General features: G+C 65.7%; 10 protein-coding genes, 1 tRNA gene and 1 pseudogene. 4 read left to right on the top strand and 8 right to left on the bottom strand.

What is annotated here, in order from left to right:
- Window positions 1-6 precede the first annotated feature (6 nt).
- On the top strand, window positions 7-2,115 hold the full coding sequence (locus tag ACEPA4_RS07730) for a phosphocholine-specific phospholipase C (protein ID WP_065179456.1): 2,109 nt from the start codon (window positions 7-9) through the stop codon (window positions 2,113-2,115).
- Between the two features lie 109 nt (window positions 2,116-2,224).
- Here ACEPA4_RS07730 and ACEPA4_RS07725 read toward each other — a convergent pair whose 3' ends face one another.
- The 4 genes from ACEPA4_RS07725 to ACEPA4_RS07710 all read right to left on the bottom strand — a co-directional run bounded on the left by ACEPA4_RS07725 (window position 2,225) and on the right by ACEPA4_RS07710 (window position 8,440).
- Window positions 2,225-3,820, bottom strand: a complete 1,596-nt coding sequence (locus ACEPA4_RS07725) for an alkaline phosphatase (RefSeq protein WP_138953697.1) — start codon at window positions 3,818-3,820, stop codon at window positions 2,225-2,227.
- Between the two features lie 10 nt (window positions 3,821-3,830).
- Window positions 3,831-6,764: a TonB-dependent receptor gene (locus ACEPA4_RS07720; protein ID WP_235645960.1), complete on the bottom strand. Its 2,934-nt coding sequence runs from the start codon at window positions 6,762-6,764 to the stop codon at window positions 3,831-3,833.
- 141 nt (window positions 6,765-6,905) lie between these two features.
- The gene (locus ACEPA4_RS07715; protein WP_139726958.1) at window positions 6,906-7,928 is read right to left on the bottom strand and encodes a FecR domain-containing protein; all 1,023 of its coding nucleotides are present in this window, start codon (window positions 7,926-7,928) and stop codon (window positions 6,906-6,908) included.
- On the bottom strand, window positions 7,925-8,440 hold the full coding sequence (locus ACEPA4_RS07710; protein ID WP_262090855.1) for an RNA polymerase sigma factor: 516 nt from the start codon (window positions 8,438-8,440) through the stop codon (window positions 7,925-7,927). Before ACEPA4_RS07710 ends, ACEPA4_RS07715 begins: the two co-directional genes overlap by 4 nt.
- A 139-nt stretch (window positions 8,441-8,579) precedes the next feature.
- Between ACEPA4_RS07710 and ACEPA4_RS07705 the strand changes: the two genes are divergently transcribed.
- On the top strand, window positions 8,580-8,879 hold the full coding sequence (locus ACEPA4_RS07705; RefSeq protein WP_065179451.1) for a hypothetical protein: 300 nt from the start codon (window positions 8,580-8,582) through the stop codon (window positions 8,877-8,879).
- Window positions 8,880-9,123: 244 nt separating this feature from the next.
- Window positions 9,124-11,796 (top strand): annotated as a pseudogene (gene aceE, locus ACEPA4_RS07700) (pyruvate dehydrogenase (acetyl-transferring), homodimeric type).
- A 51-nt stretch (window positions 11,797-11,847) separates the two neighbouring features.
- Here the strand turns inward: aceE and ACEPA4_RS07695 are convergent.
- Window positions 11,848-12,330 carry a LuxR family transcriptional regulator gene (locus ACEPA4_RS07695; RefSeq protein WP_139726957.1) on the bottom strand — a complete coding sequence of 161 codons (483 nt, stop codon included), beginning with the start codon at window positions 12,328-12,330 and terminating at the stop codon, window positions 11,848-11,850.
- 223 nt (window positions 12,331-12,553) lie between these two features.
- Between ACEPA4_RS07695 and ACEPA4_RS07690 the strand changes: the two genes are divergently transcribed.
- Complete coding sequence (locus tag ACEPA4_RS07690; RefSeq protein ID WP_262090856.1) at window positions 12,554-14,884, top strand: TonB-dependent receptor; 2,331 nt, start codon at window positions 12,554-12,556, stop codon at window positions 14,882-14,884.
- A 120-nt stretch (window positions 14,885-15,004) separates the two neighbouring features.
- Here the strand turns inward: ACEPA4_RS07690 and ACEPA4_RS07685 are convergent.
- The 3 genes from ACEPA4_RS07685 to alaS form a co-directional block, all read right to left on the bottom strand.
- Window positions 15,005-15,097, bottom strand: a tRNA-Ser gene (locus tag ACEPA4_RS07685).
- Window positions 15,098-15,175: 78 nt separating this feature from the next.
- Window positions 15,176-15,379: a carbon storage regulator CsrA gene (csrA, locus tag ACEPA4_RS07680; protein ID WP_004152909.1), complete on the bottom strand. Its 204-nt coding sequence runs from the start codon at window positions 15,377-15,379 to the stop codon at window positions 15,176-15,178.
- 147 nt (window positions 15,380-15,526) lie between these two features.
- Window positions 15,527-18,175 (bottom strand): alanine--tRNA ligase, encoded by a 2,649-nt coding sequence (gene alaS, locus ACEPA4_RS07675; RefSeq protein ID WP_164093501.1) that lies wholly within the window; start codon window positions 18,173-18,175, stop codon window positions 15,527-15,529.
- Window positions 18,176-18,276 lie beyond the last annotated feature (101 nt).

Here is an 18,276-nt window from a genome sequence, read left to right as displayed (position 1 = left end):
GAGCCTGTGACCGATATCGGCCGACGCCGGTTGTTGCAGGCCGGCGTTGCCGCCGGCCTCTCTCCACTGCTGCCCAGCATCGCCCGGGCCGCCGCGATCGCCCCCGCCGCGCAGACGCGCAGCCTGGAAGACCTGCAGCACATCGTGGTGTTCATGCAGGAGAACCGTTCGTTCGACCACTACTTCGGCACGCTGCCGGGCGTACGTGGCTTCGGTGATCGGTTCGTCGCCCCGGCCGCCGCGCTGCAAGCAGGTGGCCGCGTCCGCAGCCTGTGGCTGCAGCCCGATGCCAGCGGCGAGCGCGCGATCGCGCCGTTCCCGCTGGATACCGCCGCGCACTTCGGCTACATGCGGGTGGAAGGCACGCCGCATACCTGGCCCGATGCCCATCGGGCGTGGGACCACGGGCGCATGGGGCAATGGCCGAAGGCCAAGCAGAACCACTCGATGGGCTACTTCCAGCGCAGCGACCTGCCGTTCCAGTTCGCCCTGGCCGATGCCTTCACGATCTGCGATGCCTACCACTGCGCAATGCAGGCCGGCACCAACCCGAACCGGGTGTTCCTGTGGACCGGCCACAACGATGGGCATGCGCGTGCCGGCGGCCCGGTGATCGCCAATTCGCACGACAACTTTCCCGAACAGGGCGGGTACCCGGCGTCGTACCGCTGGACCAGCTATGTCGAGCGCCTGCAGAGGGCCGGCGTGTCCTGGCAGATCTACCAGGACATGGCCGACAACTTCACCGACAACCCGCTGGCGGGCTTCGAGGCCTTCCGTCAGGCCCACCGCGCGGCGCCAGGGCATGACCCGCAGTTGCGCGCGCGCGGGGTCAGCACGCGGGGCCTGACGCAGCTGCGCCAGGACGTCATTAACGGGCGCCTGCCGCAGGTCAGCTTCATCATCGCCGACGCGGCCGGCAGCGAACATCCCGGCCCGTCCAGCCCGGCACAGGGCGCGGCCTATACCGCACGCGTGCTGGATGCGCTGACCGCCGATCCGGAAGTGTGGAGCCGTACCGCCCTGCTGCTGATGTTCGACGAGAACGATGGCTTCTTCGACCACATGCCGCCCCCTGCCCCGCCTTCGCCGGTGGACGGTGGCTGGGCGGGTGTGTCCTCGGTCAGCACCGAAGGCGAGTACCACCGGCACCCGGCACCGGGTGACGAAAAGTACGATCTCGCCGAACTGCGCGGGCGCCCGTACGGTCTGGGACCGCGCGTGCCCCTGTACGTGATCTCGCCGTGGAGTCGCGGTGGCTGGGTCGATTCGCAGGTGTACGACCACACCTCGGTCATACGGCTGATCGAGCGCCGCTTTGGCGTGGCCGCACCGGACATCTCGCCGTGGCGCCGCGCGGTCTGCGGCGACCTCAGCACTGCGTTCGACTTTGCCCAGCGTGATACCCGCCCGTTCGTCCGCGGCCTGCCCGACGTAAGTGCGGTTGCCGCACGCGCCGCTGCCTTGCCGGGACGCACCGTGCCCACGCTGCCAGAGGGGCTGAAACCAGCGAAACAGGAAAGCGGTGTACGCCCGGCGCGCGCCCTGCCCTATCGTCCGCAGGCATCGATTGCCGCAGTCGATGCCTTGGGTGTGGATCTGACGCTGTCCTGCGAAGGCGCGGCGGCCGTGCTGCATGTCTACGATCGGCTGCGGCTGGATGCGGTACCACGCCGCTACACGCTGCTTCCGGGTACGCCGCTGCGCGAGCGCTGGCCGTTAGACGCCCAGGGCCGCTATGACCTTTGGCTGCTTGGTCCGAACGGCTTCCACCGCCACTTCCAGGGTGCGGCCAAGGCGCCTGCCGTGCAGGCTTCGATCGAGCGCGCGGACGGCCAGCTGCGGCTGCACCTGCGCAATCTGCACAACAGCGCGCAGACTGTGCGGGTGCAGGCCGGTGCCTATGCCGGGCACATGCCGGAGCAGGCGCTGGCGCTGCCGGCGCATGCTGAGGCCACGGTGGCGTGGGACGCGGCGCCCACCGCAGGGTGGTACGACCTGCGCATCGGTGCGGGCGACAGTGCACTGCGACTGGCCGGCCGCGCCGAGGATGGGCACCCCGGCACCAGTGACCCGGCAATGGGCAGCGAGCCCTTGCGGTTCGAGCACGATTGAGGAGCCCTCTGTAGAGCCGAGCCCACGCTCGGCTGCTTCTCGCCCTGGTCGCATTGCCCCGACAAAGCAGCCGAGCATGGGCTCGGCTCTACGCGGCAGATCGGCAGATTCAGGCCTCCTGCAGCCCCGGCCGGCCGTGCTCCACCGCATAGCGTTTCCAGCTCTGCAGCACGCCATTCGGCTGCATCACGGAGTCCAGCGTCTTCATGTCGCCGATCCACGCATCGCGGGTGACATCACACAGCACGTAGCCACGCTTGTCGGTGGTCGCCCTCAGATAGGGGCTGTGCGCTAATTGGTTCCTGGCATACGCATCCACACCCTGACCATCGGCGCCAGAGGTGATCGACGTGGCGAGGAACTCGCTGGAGATCACGCCCGAGTCACGGTGGTCCTGCACCAGATCGCTGGCATAGTGGCGATGCGCGTCGCCGCAGGCGGTCACCACGTTGCCGAAGCCCACCTTCTGGATGTGCTCAAGCAGGCGCCGGCGGCTGTCCAGGTAGCCCGACCACTGGTCATCGGACGACTGCACTACCCCGTCCTTCTCGCGCATGTAATTGCCCAGCGCCACCTGGTGGGCGATGGTATGCCAGCGCGGTGCAGCATCGGACAGGCCGTCGAACAGCCAGCGTTCCTGCTTCGCCCCCACAATGCTGCGCTCCGGCGATTCCACCTCCTCGCGCAGCGTCATGTTCACCTGCTTGCTGCGGTACTGGCGGGTGTCGAGCAGGTGCAGGTCCATCAGCGTGCCGTAGCGTGCGCGCCGGTACATCTGCATGTGGCCGTCGCGCGGGAACGCCGAACGGCGCAGCGGCATGTTCTCGTAGTAGGCCTGGAACGCCTGCGCGCGCCGCAGCAGGAACACTTCGCTGGGCGTATCGTCCTGGTCTTCGGCGCCGGCCCAGTTGTTGTCCACTTCATGGTCGTCAAAGGTGACAAACCAGGGAGCCGATGCATGAGCGGCCTGCAGGTCGGCATCGCTCTTGTACTGGGCGTAGCGGCGGCGGTAATCATCCAGCGTATAGATCTGCGGGCCGACGTGGTTGCGCAGGTTGGTGAACGGCTGGCCGTTCATCTTCCGCAGGCCCGGCTGGCTTTCGCCTTCGTAGATGTAATCGCCGTAGTGGAAGACGAAGTCGAGCGGTTCCTCGGCGATGCGCCGCCACGCGGTGTAGTGGCCTTCTTCGTAGTGCTGGCAACCTGCCACCGCAAAGCGCACGCGATCCACCGCTGCCGTGGCTGCCGGCAGCGTGCGGGTGCAACCGACCGCACTGGCATGGCCACCCACGGTGAAGCGGTACCAGTAGGGCCTTCCGGGCGCCAACCCGTCCAGCTCCACATGCACGGCGTGACCGAGTTCGGGATGCGCCATCGCCGAACCCTGGCGCACTACCTTGCGCATGCCTTCGTCCGCTGCCAGCTGCCAATCGACCAGCATCGGCCGGGCCGGCATGCCACTGCCGAACACCAGCGGCTCGGTCGCCAGGCGCGTCCACAGCACCATGCCATCGGCCGAGGGATCCCCCGAGGCCACGCCCAGGGTGAAAGGTGTGCTGGCAAAGCGCGGCTTGGCCAGCAGGTTGCGCGGGTTCAGCGCGGTGGCATCGGCCCGCGCGGCCAGCGCATGTGCCGTGCCCATCCAGGCACCGGCAGCGGACAGGCCGGCCAGCGCCAGGAATCGCCTGCGATTGATCGTATCCACGGCTGTGCCCTCAGTTGTAGATGATGTGGAAGTAGAAGAAGCGGCCGTAGTCGTCGATCTCGGTTCGGAAACGCCCGTTCGGACCGGTGCTGTAGGTTGGCTGGGTGTTGAACAGGTTCTTGGCCTCGTACTTCAGCGTCACGTGCTTGCCGACCTTGTGGCTGAAAGCCATGTTGAACGTCAGGTATGGGTCGTAGTACGAATCCAGCCATTCGGTGTCACCGAAGTCGACCAGCATCCGGCTGCGGTAGGTTCCGGACAGGCGCAGCTGGGCGCTCCTCCATGGCATGCGCCAGATCACCGAACCATTGAGCGACCAGTCCGGCTGGTACAGCAGGCGATCCAGGCGACGCTCGGTGCCGTCGCTGATGCGGTAGTTGGTCTGGCCTTCCAGCCGGGTTGCATTGAAGTACATGTCGAAGCGCTGGCGGCCCCACTGCAGATTGCGATTGGCCACCGCGAACTCGACGCCACGCAGCTTCGACTCGTCGGTGTTCATCGGCTGGGTGACCCGGTAGCGGGTGTCCCCCACGTTCTCGAACGTGGTCAGGGTGTAGATATCGTCCTTGATCACCTTGTCGAACAGCGCCACCGAGACCAGGCCGTTGTTGCCGTTGAAATACAGGTCCCACGCCAGGTCGATGTTGGTGGAACGGCGCGGCTGCAGGTTGGCGTTGCCCTGCTTGATGCTGCAGAAGCCCCTGCCCTCCTCGTCATCGCCACAGCTGGTGCTGGTGGCCTGGGCGATGTTGCTCGGCGTCGGCCGGCCCAGCGTGCGACTGGCGGAAAAGCGCAGGCGCTGCTCCTCGCTCAGCTTGAACGTCGCATTCAAAGACGGCAGCAGGTTGTTGTAGCCACCGCTCGTGTTGCGGAAGGCGGAGGTGTAAGTGGTGCCACCATCATCGCTGAACGGGCTGTAGGCATCGAAGCGGGTGTGGTCGTAACGCAGGCCGCCGATCAGCAGCAGCCGGTCCCAGGCATAGTGAGCGGACACATAGGCATTGGTGATGTCCTCCACGTACTTGTAGTCGCTGGTGAAGTTGGCATTCGGATACGCCGCATTGTTGTTGCCCAGTTTCGGCAGCAGTTCCTCGTTCCACTCGCGGTTGTCGATCAGAGGGAAGCCCGGCACGCTGCCCAGCAGCGTCGACCCCGGATACAGGTAGTCGTTGAGCGTGGCGCTGCTCCTGAAGTAGTCGAAGTCGATGTCCTGCCAGATCTTCAGGTGGCGGTACTCGGCACCGGTGGCCAGGCCGAAGCCACGCGCATCGGCGTCGATGTTGTAGCTGAAGTCCGCGCGCAGGTTGTCGATGCTCTCCTTGGCATCGCGCGGAGAGACATAGGCCTGCGCCGGATTGAGCTTGAACGCGGAGCTGGTCAGCAGGCTGGAATCGGAAACCGCCACCGCATTGGGGAAACCGTGGCTGTCGTTTTCGTAGTCGACGAACAGATTGCTCGGGTAGGCGCGCACTCCCCAGTAGACCTGGCTGTTATGGAAGGTCTCTTCGGTGTGGCCACCGCGCAGGGTCAGGCGCGAACGGTCGCCGATGTCCCAGTTGAAGCTGGCGATGGCGCCACGGTTGCTGCGGTCCCAGCGGTCGTGGCGGTTCTTGATGTAGATGCTGTTGATCTGCGTGGTGCCGCTGTCCTCGGTCTGGTTGCGGATCGGAAACTTGGCGTTTCCATACAGATCCGTCTTGTTCATCGTCGAGTTCTCGTAGAACCGGTACGAGTACAGCAGCAGCGATGCGTAGAACGGATCATCCGAGGGCTTCCACTCAAGCTTGGCGGAGCCACCGAAGTTGGTGATGAAGTTGGTATAGGTGCCGGTGCTGAAGTTGCCAGGCGCACGCAGGCCGTTCCAGCCCTTGGCCTCGTCCGGACCCGTGGTGCCGTCGGTGAGGTATTTTCCAGCGTCGTTGTAGTAGTAGTTCGACTCCACCCAGCGCTTGACGCTGTTGCGTGAACGCTGCTCATAGCGTGCCACCGCAACGATGCCGAACTCCTGGTCGGCGCCGAACTGGTTGGAGAACACCATCTTGGCGCTCTTGCCGAAATGGCCCAGGGTCTCGTGGTTGCCGCCAGCGCTGCGCTCGACGTTGGTCTCGGCTGTGGAATAGATGCCTGCCACGTCGGCAAACACGTACCTGCCCGACCGGTCGAAGGCACTGCGGCTGATGATGTCGATCACACCGCCGATCGCATCCGGTGCCTGCTCCGCGCTGAAGCTCTTGTAGATGTCGGTACGGGTGCCGATGTCGCTGGGAATCAGCTGCAGGTTGTTCATGCGCTCGCCCGAGCCACTGCCCCCCACGCTGGCAATCGCGATGCCATCGATGGTGGTGTAGTTGAGGTTGGCCTGCACGCCGCGCACGGTCACGTAACGTGGCTCGCCGGCATCCTCCACCGCACTCAGCCCTGGAGCGGCCATCAGGCTCTCGGCCAGGGTCTCGTCGCCGTAGCTGTCCATCTCGTCATACACCACCGAATCCTTGATCACCGGCGACGACTTCTTCTGGTCGATGACCTCATGTGCGGCAATCACCTTCACCGTGTCCAGGGTCGGCGCCACCATTGCCTCGGCCTCGCGCGGCTTCGGCGCGGCCGGCTTCGGTTGGTTGCGAGCTGGCGCCGGATCGATGGCGATGACATTGCCATCCACCACGGTGTACCCCAGGCCGGTACCGGCCAGCAGCGCGTCCAGCGCCTGCCTGACGGTGGCACCGCGCGGCACCGCACCGGCCATGCGGGCATCACCGCCGGCCGAGTACAGGAACTGCACCCCGGAACCGCGCGACAGCTGCTCCAGCGCACGCGCCAACGGCTGCGCCGCGATCGGCGTGGATACACGCGCCTCCAGGCCATCGGCACCGGCGGCGAAGGCCAGCGGCACGCTGCAGGGAGACAGGGCGAGGATGATCGACAGGTAGAGCGTGTTGCGCATCACGGGTCCTTGGAAGAGAGAAGGCAGCAGGTGCCACTGCGCGGATCGGCAGCGGCTTCTCCCAAGTAAGAGCCGGCATCCACCGAAGTGGAGAACGCGGATTCGATGAATTTTTTCTGACAGTCCACGACCGCACGGGCCTCAGCGGCTGCCAACCCGCACGGTGTCCCCTTCGCGCCTCACCACGAAGCGCGGGTCGCGTTCGAGGAAGGCCTGCAGCGCACCGATGCGATGCGCATCGAGGCTGCCGGACAACCGTGCCGATGCCGCACCTTCGTCCAGCACGCGTACCTGCACCTGGTTGTGCCGGTTGAAGGAAGCGGCCACCTCGTCCAGCCGCTCGTCGAGGAAGGACACTTTGCGCTGCTGCCAGTCCAGCAGCATCGACAATGGCAGGTCCAATGACTCGACCGCATGGCTGCGCGCGTCGACCTGCACCACCCGGCCTTCGCGCAGTTGCGCAAGACGCCGGGGGTCCACACCCTGGCTCCATACCTCCACCTCGCCGGAGACCACGCCGACGCGCGTGCTCTGCAGCCGTCGCGATACATCGAACACCGTGCCGATGTCGCGGATCTCCAGGCCGTTCACCGCCACCTCGAACGGACGGCGGTCGCGGGCGATGTCGAACGTTGCCTCACCCTGCAGCAGCTCCACCTTGCGGCTGAACCAGCCCATGCGTACCCGCAGGCGGCTGTCCGCGTTGAGCCGCACCTGGGTCTGGTCGGGCAGCATCAGGTCGCGAAGTTCACCCTGTCCGGCACTGTAAAGCTGCTCGGTGGGCATCACCTGCGGAACCAGGCCCACGCCGAGCAGGGTGATACAGGCTGCGGCCGCCGCCACCCACCAGCGCGCACGACCGCGACGCGGCACAGCGCGCGGCGGCGCGTGCACGCTACCGAACAGCGGCACCACCTTGGCGGCGACCTGCCGCGGTGGAACCGCCGCGTCGTCAGGCAACGGCGATTGCAGCGCCTCGCCCACCTGCCGGTGCAACGCAAGGGCGTGCATGTAGGCGCGCACGTGCTCCGGCGAGCGCTTCATCCAGTCCAGGAACGCGAGGCGCCCGGCCTCATCCAGCGCCCCCTCGCGATTGCGCAGGAACCAGTCCATGGCCTCGCAGGCGATCGTGTCGTCGGCCACGGGCGATGAGGTCCGGTTCATGTGAGCTCCCTGGCGCCCAGCGCCTTCCTGCAGGCCTCCAGCCCCTTGCCGATGTGCTTGCGCACCATGTGCACCGACACCTGCAGCTGCTGGCTGATTCGCGGGCAGTCCAGCCCGTCGCGGTAGTGCAGCACCATCACCCGGCGCGTGGTCGCCGGCAACCGCGCGATGGTGCTGCGGATATCGTTCCAGCGCTGCGCACGCTCGAATTCGCGCTCGATGTCTTCTTCGCTTTTCAGCACTTCGGCCAGCAGATCGATGTCTTCCAGCGGCGGCAGCGACGACCGCACGCGGGCGTGCTCGCGCGCCAGGTTGGCCGCCACGGTGAACAGGTAGGCTTCCGGGTTCTCGACCGCGTCGGCATCCTCGCCGGTGCTGCGCAGCAGCCGCAGATAGACCTCCTGCGCCAGGTCTTCGGCATCTTCGCTGGCCGAACCGCGACGCAGGAAGAAGCCACGCAGCAGCCGGCGCCGCAGTTCGTAGCTCTTCTCCCAGATCCTCACGCTGTTCACGGCCGGCCAACCACCCCGAGGCTGGAAAGCCCAGCAGGGTGACCGCCATCGATGACAGTGGCGTTTCAACGACCGGCAGGCAGCCGCTAGAATGCCGCCCCTGCAATGTCCCGGCAGCCGGCACAAGGAGTGCCCAGCAATGAACGCACGCACCGCCATCCACACCTTCAGCAGCCTGCTGTTCCTGCTGCTGGTCGCCCACACCACCGCCTACCAGCAGCAGATGTGGCCGCCCAGCCGGGTCATCCATGTGCATCCGGTGATCGTCGCCCTCGCCTATGCACTGGGCGTGCTCACGCTGCTGCTGTGGATCGGCGGCGGTCGCGTACCAGAACCGGCCCAGCGTCTGGCGCGCTGGCTGCCCATCGTCGCCTGGTGCCTGCTGTGCGTCGGCGTGGCGGTCATCCCGATGTTCCTGCCTGGACTGTACCCGGCCTGATCAGCGGCGGTACGCAGTGCATCCGCGCATGATGCGGCGCCCGGCACCAACCCTTGCTTGCCTGAGACCCAAGCCGGGCCCGCCTATCGAAGCCGCGGGGCCAGGCCTACGCTTGTCTTCTCGGTGGCCGCCACGGTCGCCCTTCGCGTCACGGCATTGCCGTTGCGACCCCGCTCCAGTGCTGTGCGCCCTGATGGTGTTGTCGCTCAGGCAGACGTCCAAACGGCGCCCTCTGGAGACAGTCATGAACCAAGCCCTGATCCCCTTCGATACCGACCCGCTGGAAACGCGGGAGTGGTGTGAATCGCTGGAGGCGGTGATGCAGGCCGGTGGCTGGCCACGCGCGCACTACCTGATCGACCAGCTGAGCGATCTGGACGCGCAACAGCACGGCGACCTGCATACCCGCGCATGGACGGCCTACGTCAATACCATCCCGCCCGAACGCCAGCCGCCCTATCCCGGTGACCTGGCCATCGAGCGCCGCCTGAACGCGATGATCCGCTGGAACGCGATGGTGATGGTGCTGCGTGCAGGCAAGCACTCCAACGTAGGTGGCCACATCGCCACCTACCAGTCGGCAGCAGTGCTGTACGACGTGGGCTTCGATCATTTCTTCCGTGGCCGCACCGACACCTTCGACGGCGACATGATCTACATCCAGGGCCATTCCGCGCCCGGCATCTATGGTCGCGCCTACGTGGAAGGCCGCATCGATGCGGCGCAGATGGACAACTTCCGCCGCGAAGCCGGTCGCGAGGGCCTGTCCTCGTATCCACATCCACGCCTGATGCCGGAGTTCTGGTAGTTTCCCACTGTGTCGATGGGCCTGGGCCCGCTCACTGCCGCCTATCAGGCGCGCTACATGCGTTACCTCGAGTACCGCGGTCTGAAGCAGCACCAGGGACGGAAGGTCTGGGCCTTCCTCGGCGACGGCGAGATGGACCAGCCCGAATCGCTGGCGGCAATTTCCCTGGCCGGCCGCGAGCGGCTGGACAACATCGTGTTCGTGGTCAACTGCAACCTGCAGCGCCTGGACGGGCCGGTGCGCGGCAACGCCAAGGTTATCCAGGAACTGGAAGGCGCCTTCCGCGTGGCCGGCTGGAACGTGATCAAGCTGATCTGGGGCGGTGGCTGGGACGACCTGCTGGCCCGCGACCACAGCGGCCTGCTGCGCCAGCGCATGATGGAATGCGTGGACGGCGACTACCAGACCTTCAAGTCGCAGAGCGGCGCCTACGTGCGCGAGCATTTCTTCGGCCGCTACCCCGAGCTGCTGGAGCTGGTCGCGCACATGAGCGACGACGACATCTGGGCGCTGGCACGTGGTGGCCACGATCCGCAGAAGGTGTACGCCGCCTACCAGCAGGCCGTGAAAACCAGCGGCCGGCCGACGGTGATCCTGGCCAAGACGGTCAAGGGTTTCGGCATGGGCGAAGCCGGTGAAGGCCAGAACATCAACCATCAGCTGAAAAAGATGAGCGCCGACGCGGTGCGCGCCTTCCGCGACCGCTTCAACCTGCCGGTCAGCGACGCCCAGCTGGAGGACATGCCCTACCTGCGTCCGGAACCGGGCAGCGCCGAAGCCATCTACTTCGCCGAGCGCCGCCGCATCCAGGGCGGCCAACTGCCGGCGCGGCTGGCGAAGGTCGATCCGCGGCCGATACCGCCGCTGTCGATCTTCAACGCCCAGCTGCAGGGCAGCGGCGATCGCGGCCAGTCCACCACCATGGGTTTCGTGCGCATCCTCACCCGCTTGCTGAAGGACCCGGAGCTGGGCAAGCTGGTGATTCCGATCGTGCCCGATGAATCGCGCACCTTCGGCATGGAAGGCCTGTTCCGCCAGATCGGCATCCATTCGTACCTGGGTCAGTTGTACACGCCGCAGGATGCGGGCCAGCTGAGCTACTACAAGGAAGCCAAGGACGGCCAGATCCTCCAGGAAGGCATCAACGAATCCGGTGCGATCTGCTCGTGGATCGCCGCCGGCACCGCCTACAGCAACCACGGCCTGGCCACGATTCCGTTCTCCATCTTCTACTCGATGTTCGGCCTGCAGCGCGTCGGCGACCTCGCCTGGGCTGCAGCCGATGCGCGTACCCGCGGCTTCCTGCTCGGTGCCACGTCGGGCCGTACCACGCTGATGGGCGAAGGCCTGCAACACGATGATGGCCACAGCCACGTGCTCTCGTCGGTGATCCCGAGCTGCGTGTCCTACGACCCGACCTACAACTACGAGCTGGCGGTGATCATCCACGACGGCCTGCGCCGCATGTATGTCGAGCAGGAAGACATCTACTACTACATCACCGTACTCAACGAGAACTACCCGCAGCCGGCACTGCCCGAGGGCGCCGAGGCCGGCATCCTGAAGGGCCTGTACCTGCTGCATCCAGCAGCCGCCGGCAACGCTCGGCAGCCACGCGTGCAGCTGATGGGCAGCGGCGCGATCCTGCGCGAAGTGGAAGCCGCGGCAGACCTGCTGCAGCAGGACTTCGGCATCGCCAGCGATGTGTGGAGCGCGACCAGCCTGACCGAACTGCGCCGCGACGGGCTGGCCGCCGAGCGCTGGAACCTGCTGCATCCGGCCGAGGCCCCGCGCGTGCCCTACGTGCAGCAATGCCTGCAGGGTCATGAAGGCCCGGTAGTGGTGGCCACCGACTACATGAAGATCGTCGGTGACCAGATCCGTCCCTTCATCAACGATCGCCGCTTCATCGCACTCGGCACCGATGGCTTCGGCCGCTCCGACACGCGTGAATCACTGCGCACGTTCTTTGAAGTGGATCGCCACTTCATCGTGCTGGCGGCCCTGAAGTCGCTGGCCGACGAAGGTCGCATCGAACGCTCGCGGATGCAGGAGGCGATCGACAAGTACGGCATCGACGCCGGCAAGCACGATCCGGCCCCGGTGTAAGGCGGCGGTGTTCACCACGCCCGTTGTGCGGGCGTGGTGAACGCAGGATCGCTACGGCATGCGTTTGAACAGGTTGGTCTGCAGGATCGGCGTCCCGTCGTGAGCGTAGAACGCCTTGGTCTCGGTCATCGTCGCCTGGTCATCGGCCACGGTGTAGATACGGGTGGAGGCCGGCGTACCGTGGTCCACAAGCTGCATCACCAGGGTGTTCGGCGCCGGCAGCTTCAGGTTGGCCTTGTCCGCGCCATAGGTGCCGGACAAAGGGCCCGGCGTACCGTCCAGCGCCAGCGTGCCGTCGGACTTCATGGTATTGCCATCATGCAGGACGATATCCACGTGCGAGCTCCAGCGGCCATCACCGGCATCCTTGAACTCCAGCACCACCCGCTTCGGACGCTGCGCCTCGGGTAGTGCCGAGGTCGCGGTGTCCAGCGACCAGCGCCCCAGCAGCGGCGACGGGGACGCTTCCACCGCCAGCGCCAACCCGGCCGGCAGCGAACACGCACACAACAACACAGCGGACAACAGCTTCATACGTTGCTCCGTTCCAGTGAAGAAGGTGCTGCGTGACGCGTTGTGGGGCGCAGCGCTTCGGATCGTGCACAGCATCGGGGCCCCGCACAAGGCAGGGCGCTGAACGCGCGGCAACCTCGTTCGCGCCTCCCGCGATTCAGGTCTGGCGGCAAGGCCTCATCACGTCCTTGTCGATACAGATCGTTACGTTATAACATTTCACGCCTATTTCACGAGTCCTGCTATGCGTCGCCACCTGCTTGCTGCCGCCATCCTGCTCGCTGTCCACACCGCCCACGCTGCGGACGCGCCTACCCTTCCCACCCTCCAGGTCCAGGCCTCCCCGCCCTCGCGCGTCGACAGCCGGGTCACCGTCGACAATCCACAGGCGCAGAACCGTACCCTCGGAAGCCTGCTCGAACATGTCTCCGGCGTGCAGAGCAGCGCCTTCGGGCCGAACGCGGGCGCCCCGGTCATCCGCAGCCTCAGCGGCAACCGCGTGCAGATCCTGCAGGATGGCCAGTCCATTCTCGGCATGAACGCGATCAGCGGCGACATCAACATTCCGTTCGATCCACTGTTCGTGCGCAGCGTCATCGTCAACAAGTCCTCCGATACCGTGCGCTATGGCGGCAATGCGATCGGCGGCAGCGTGGAGATCGATTCGGGCCTCATCCCGCGCAGCCTGGAAGACACGGAGCAGTCGATGGAGCTGGTCCTGCGCAAGGGCTTCAATGCCGCCGACGCGCAGGGCTTCCGCATGAACTTCAACAACCAGCGCAACCTCTCGACCAACCTGCAGGTCTCGCGCCAGCGCATCTCGCACTACGACATCCCGGGCAACAGCAAGGCCGACGTCTGCAACACCCGCCTGTTCCCGCCGACCGGCGGCGTCAACTCGGCGCTGGCCGACAGCTGCCAGAAAGAGGCGCGCGTCCAGCAGATCTACAACAAGGCCTCGCAGCCCTACATCGACCAGTTCATGAGCGAGAATCCGGACTGGGCCGATGGTGACTTCTCGTTCTACACCAACCATCCGACCTCGGTCTGGCAGCACCGCACCTACATCAATCCGGCCAACCCGGCCTACGTGCCCGGCACGCCGTCGTACGTGCAGAAGCAGATCAACAACGATGTCACGCCCGACTACCATCACCGGCTGGGCAACAGCTACGCACGCAACTCGCAGGTGGCCTTCGGCTCGACGCTGTTCTTCGACCGTGGCTACGTGGGTGTCAGCATCGATGCCAAGGACAGCGAATACGGCGTGCCGGGATTCTCGATGCAGAACCTGTCGTTCGGTTCGAACTATGCTGATGGCCTGCCGGTGGGCGTGGTGATCAAGCAGGAACGCTACGCGCTGGACGCCCTGCTGCGCGATCCGCTGCCGTGGTTCGAGCGCGCGGAGCTGCGAGTTTCCAGGCTGGACAACACGTCGGGCGAGCGCCTCGGTGCATCCAAGGCCAATGACTACGACTTCGAAAGCTCCCAGGCCGAGCTGCTTCTGAGCCATCAGCGCATCGGTCCGCTCAGCGGCCTGCTCGGCTTCAGCCACCAGTCGCGCCAGGTCACCGGCAGCGGTTCACTGCGCTACCTGCCCGACGTCGACACCCGCAGCAACGCGGTGTTCCTGAAAGAGGCACTGGACGTCGGCTGGGCCACCTTCGATGCAGGTGTGCGCCACGAGCGCGTCGACCACGAGCTGCAGCCCAGCCGCTTCAGGACCGCACGCAACGCCGCCAATACCAAGCTGCAGGACCGTTCCTACCGGCTCAACAGCTACAGCGTGGGCTCCCGTGTCGAGCTCGGTCCTCTGTTCGCCGCCAAGGTGCGCTACGCATCCTCGCAGCGCGCACCGGAGATCAACGAGCTGTATGCCAGCAACGCACACTATTCGGTGATGACCCAGGAAGAAGGCAACCAGAACCTCAAGCCGGAGCGCGCGAAGAACCTGGAGCTGACCGGCCTGTTCCACATCGGCGGCTTCGAACTGTCGGCCACTGCTTACCGGATGAAGTACGAGAACTATCTCTACCTCGGCCATTCCGGCCTGCAGACCGCCAACCGTCTGCCGCTCAAGTACTGGAAACAGACCGACACCACGGTGAAGGGTTTCGAGATCGACGCATCGCAGGCACTTGACCTGGGCCGCTATGGCACGTTGAACATCTCTGCCTTCGCCGATCTGGTGAAGAACAAGGCCGACCACCCCGATCCGCTGCGCGCCCACAACGATGGCGAGTACCTGCCGAACATGCCGACCAACCGCTACGGCGCCAACCTGCAATGGCAGCGCGAAGGCTGGAAGGCGCAGCTGTCGAGCACCTACTACGACACGCAGGAGTACCTCGGCCGCAACGTCAGCGAGGAGATCCCGCTGGATGCGTTCAACCTGGTTGACCTGCAGGTCAGCCGCGAACTGCCGGTGCGCAGCAGCTACATCGCCGGCATGGAAGTGTTCGTCAACGGCAGCAACCTGCTCAATGAGGAAGCGCGTCCACACAACTCGCCACTGAAATACATCGCGCCACTGCCGGGGCGGGGCTTCCAGGTGGGTGTGACGCTAAAGCTCTGAGGAGAGCCTGATTCGGCCACCATCCAGCGCTCAATGATCGCTGGATGGCACGCCGGGACCCTGCATCCGTGCAAAGAAAAACGCCTGCAGATCGATGATCTGCAGGCGCTTCTTTGTATCTGGCGGAGTGAGAGGGATTCGAACCCTCGATAGAGCTTTTGACCCTATACTCCCTTAGCAGGGGAGCCCCTTCGGCCACTCGGGCATCACTCCGGGGTTTTCTCCGCGTCTGGTGCGTTGCACCTCAGCGGGGCGTGAATCATAACGTTAATCGAGTGCGAAGGTAAAGCGTTATTCGGCAGAATTTTCGCTACCGGTGCCACCGGCTTCATCACCACGCTGGATGCGCTGATAGATCTCTTCGCGATGCACAGCAACGTCCTTCGGCGCGGTGATGCCGATACGCACCTGGTTACCCTTGACGCCAAGCACGGTGACGCTCACCGAGTCTCCGATCATCAGGGTTTCGCCGACGCGGCGAGTCAGGATCAACATTTTTGTAAGTCTCCATGGAACCGTGTGGAAGGGTATCCCCCACCGGCTTGACGCTCCGTCAAGAAGCGCTACCACGACAAAGGGAAAAGATTCGCAATGGTACCGTCAGCCGTCCCGCTCCTACAAGGAGGGGGACGGCCAGGTTCATCACAGGCGGGGGCTGACCCATTCGACGACTGCAGCCAGCGCAGTGGCAAGGGCGGGCCCGTCCTCGCCACCACCCTGGGCGAGGTCCGGGCGTCCGCCGCCCTTGCCCCCGATCTGACCGGCGATATGGGACAACAGTTCCCCGGCCTTGACCTTGCCCATTGCGCTGCCGTTCACGCCTGCGACCAGGGCCGCCTTGCCGTCCTGGGCGCCGGCCAGCACGATCACCGCGTCGCCCAGCTGCTGCTTGAGGCGGTCCATGGCGTCACGCAGGGCCTTGGCGTCGAAGCCCTCCAGGCGGGCGGCCAGCACCTTCACGCCAGCAACCTCGACAGCCTGGCCGGACAGGTCGGCCGTGGCACCGGCGGCGACCTTGGCCTTCACGGCCTCCAGTTCGCGCTCCAGCTGCTTCTGGCGCTGGCCGAGGGCACGGATCTTCTCGACCACGTCGGCAGCGCTGCCACCGAGCAGTTCAGCGGCCTCGGCCAGGCGGGCCTCTTCGGCGTCCACGTAATCCAGCGCACCCTGGCCGGTGACGGCCTCGATGCGGCGCACGCCTGCGGAGACGCCACCCTCGGAGGTGATCTTGAACAGGCCGATGTCGCCGGTACGGTTGACGTGGGTACCACCGCACAGCTCAGTGGAATAGTCACCCATCTTCAGCACGCGCACGTGCTCGCCGTACTTCTCGCCGAACAGGGCCATCGCGCCGAAGTCCAGCGCTTCCTGCATGGCCATAGTGTGCACTTCGGCGGCGTTGTTGGCGCGCACCTGCTGGTTGACCTTGCGCTCGATCACCGCCAGTTCGTCGGCACTGATCGGCTGGAAGTGCGAGAAGTCGAAACGCAGGCGGTCCGGCGCGACCAGCGAGCCCTTCTGCTGCACGTGGGTGCCCAGCACTTCGCGCAGCGCGGCGTGCAGCAGGTGGGTGGCCGAGTGGTTGAGGATGGTGGCGCCACGGCGCTCGCCATCGACCTGGCCGGACAGCACGTCGCCGACCTTCAGGCCGCCTTCGGACAGGGTGCCGACATGGCCATGGAACTGGCCGGCGAACTTCTGGGTGTCTTCCACCACCAGGCGCACGCCGTTGCCGGTCAGCACGCCGGTGTCGCCGACCTGGCCGCCGGACTCGGCGTAGAACGGGGTCTGGTTGGTGATGACGATGACTGCGTCACCCGCATCGGCCGACTGCACCGGACGACCGTCCTTGAGCAGGGCCAGCACGCTCAGGCCGTCAGCCTGCAGGCGGTCGTAGCCCAGGAATAGGGTCGGGCTCAGGGTCGCCACCAGCTCGGCCGGCAGGGTCACGCCCCCCCCGAACTTGCCGGCGGCGCGCGCGGTCTCGCGCTGCTGCTCCATCGCGGCATCGAAGCCGGCAATGTCGACGGTCAGGTCGCGCTCGCGGGCGATGTCCTGGGTCAGGTCGAGCGGGAAGCCATAGGTGTCATACAGGCGGAAGGCGTCAACGCCCGGGATCACGCCATTGCTGGCCTTGCCGGCCACGTCCTCGAAGATCTTCATGCCGGCATCGAGGGTTTCGGCGAAACGCTCTTCCTCGGCCTGCAGCGCACGGGTGACAGTGTCCACCGCAGCCGGCAGTTCCGGATAGGCCTCGCCCATCTGCTCGACCAGCGTCGGCACGAGCTTGCTGAAGAACGGCTGGCGCACGCCCAGCATCCAGCCGTGGCGCAGGGCGCGGCGGATGATACGGCGCAGCACGTAACCCCGGCCTTCGTTGGACGGCAGCACGCCGTCGACGATCAGGAACGAGCAGGCGCGGATGTGGTCGGCAATCACGCGCAGCGACTTGTTCTCCAGGTCGGCGGTGCCGGTCAGCTCGGAGGCCTTGCGGATCAGCGCCTGGAACAGGTCGATCTCATAGTTGGTGTGCACGTGCTGCAGGATCGCCGCCAGGCGCTCCAGGCCCATGCCGGTATCCACGCATGGCGCCGGCAGTGGCACCAGGGTGCCGTCGGGCTGGCGATCGAACTGCATGAACACCAGGTTCCAGATTTCGATGAAGCGGTCGCCGTCTTCATCCGGGGAACCCGGGGGGCCACCGGCGATATGGTCACCGTGGTCGTAGAAGATCTCGGTGCACGGGCCGCACGGGCCGGTGTCGGCCATCTGCCAGAAGTTGTCCGAGGCAAACGGTGCGCCCTTGTTGTCGCCGATGCGCACGATGCGCTCTTCCGGTACGCCGACCATGTCGCGCCACAGCTCGTAGGCTTCGTCATCGGTCTGGTAGACGGTGACCAACAGGCGTTCAGCCGGCAGCTTCCAGACCTGGGTCAGCAGCTCCCAGGCCCAGGCGATCGCGTCCTTCTTGAAGTAGTCGCCGAACGACCAGTTGCCCAGCATTTCGAAGAAGGTGTGGTGGCGTGCGGTGTAGCCGACCTGGTCGAGATCGTTGTGCTTGCCGCCCGCGCGCAGGCAGCGCTGCACGTCGGCCGCGCGCACGTAGCTACGCTTCTCCGCGCCAAGGAACACGTCCTTGAACTGCACCATGCCGGAGTTGGTGAACAGCAGGGTCGGATCATTGCCCGGCACCAGCGGCGCCGAGGGCACGATGGTGTGGCCTTTGCCCTTGAAGAATTCAAGGAAGTCGCTGCGGATCTGGGATGTCGTGAATTTGGCGGATGCGTTCATTGGGGGCTGGCAGTCTGCGGGCCGGCGGACCCGGACCACCGGCCGTGTTGGCCAGGGTCGCGAGGGAGCGCCGAAAACCTAAAGGGTATCAGGCCCGGCGC

It is taken from the genome of Stenotrophomonas sp. P2112 (genome assembly GCF_041897515.1).
Classification (GTDB): Bacteria; Pseudomonadota; Gammaproteobacteria; order Xanthomonadales; family Xanthomonadaceae; genus Stenotrophomonas; species Stenotrophomonas sepilia.
Note: the sequence above shows the minus strand (reverse complement) of the source record. Positions and strands in the feature narration are given on the sequence as shown.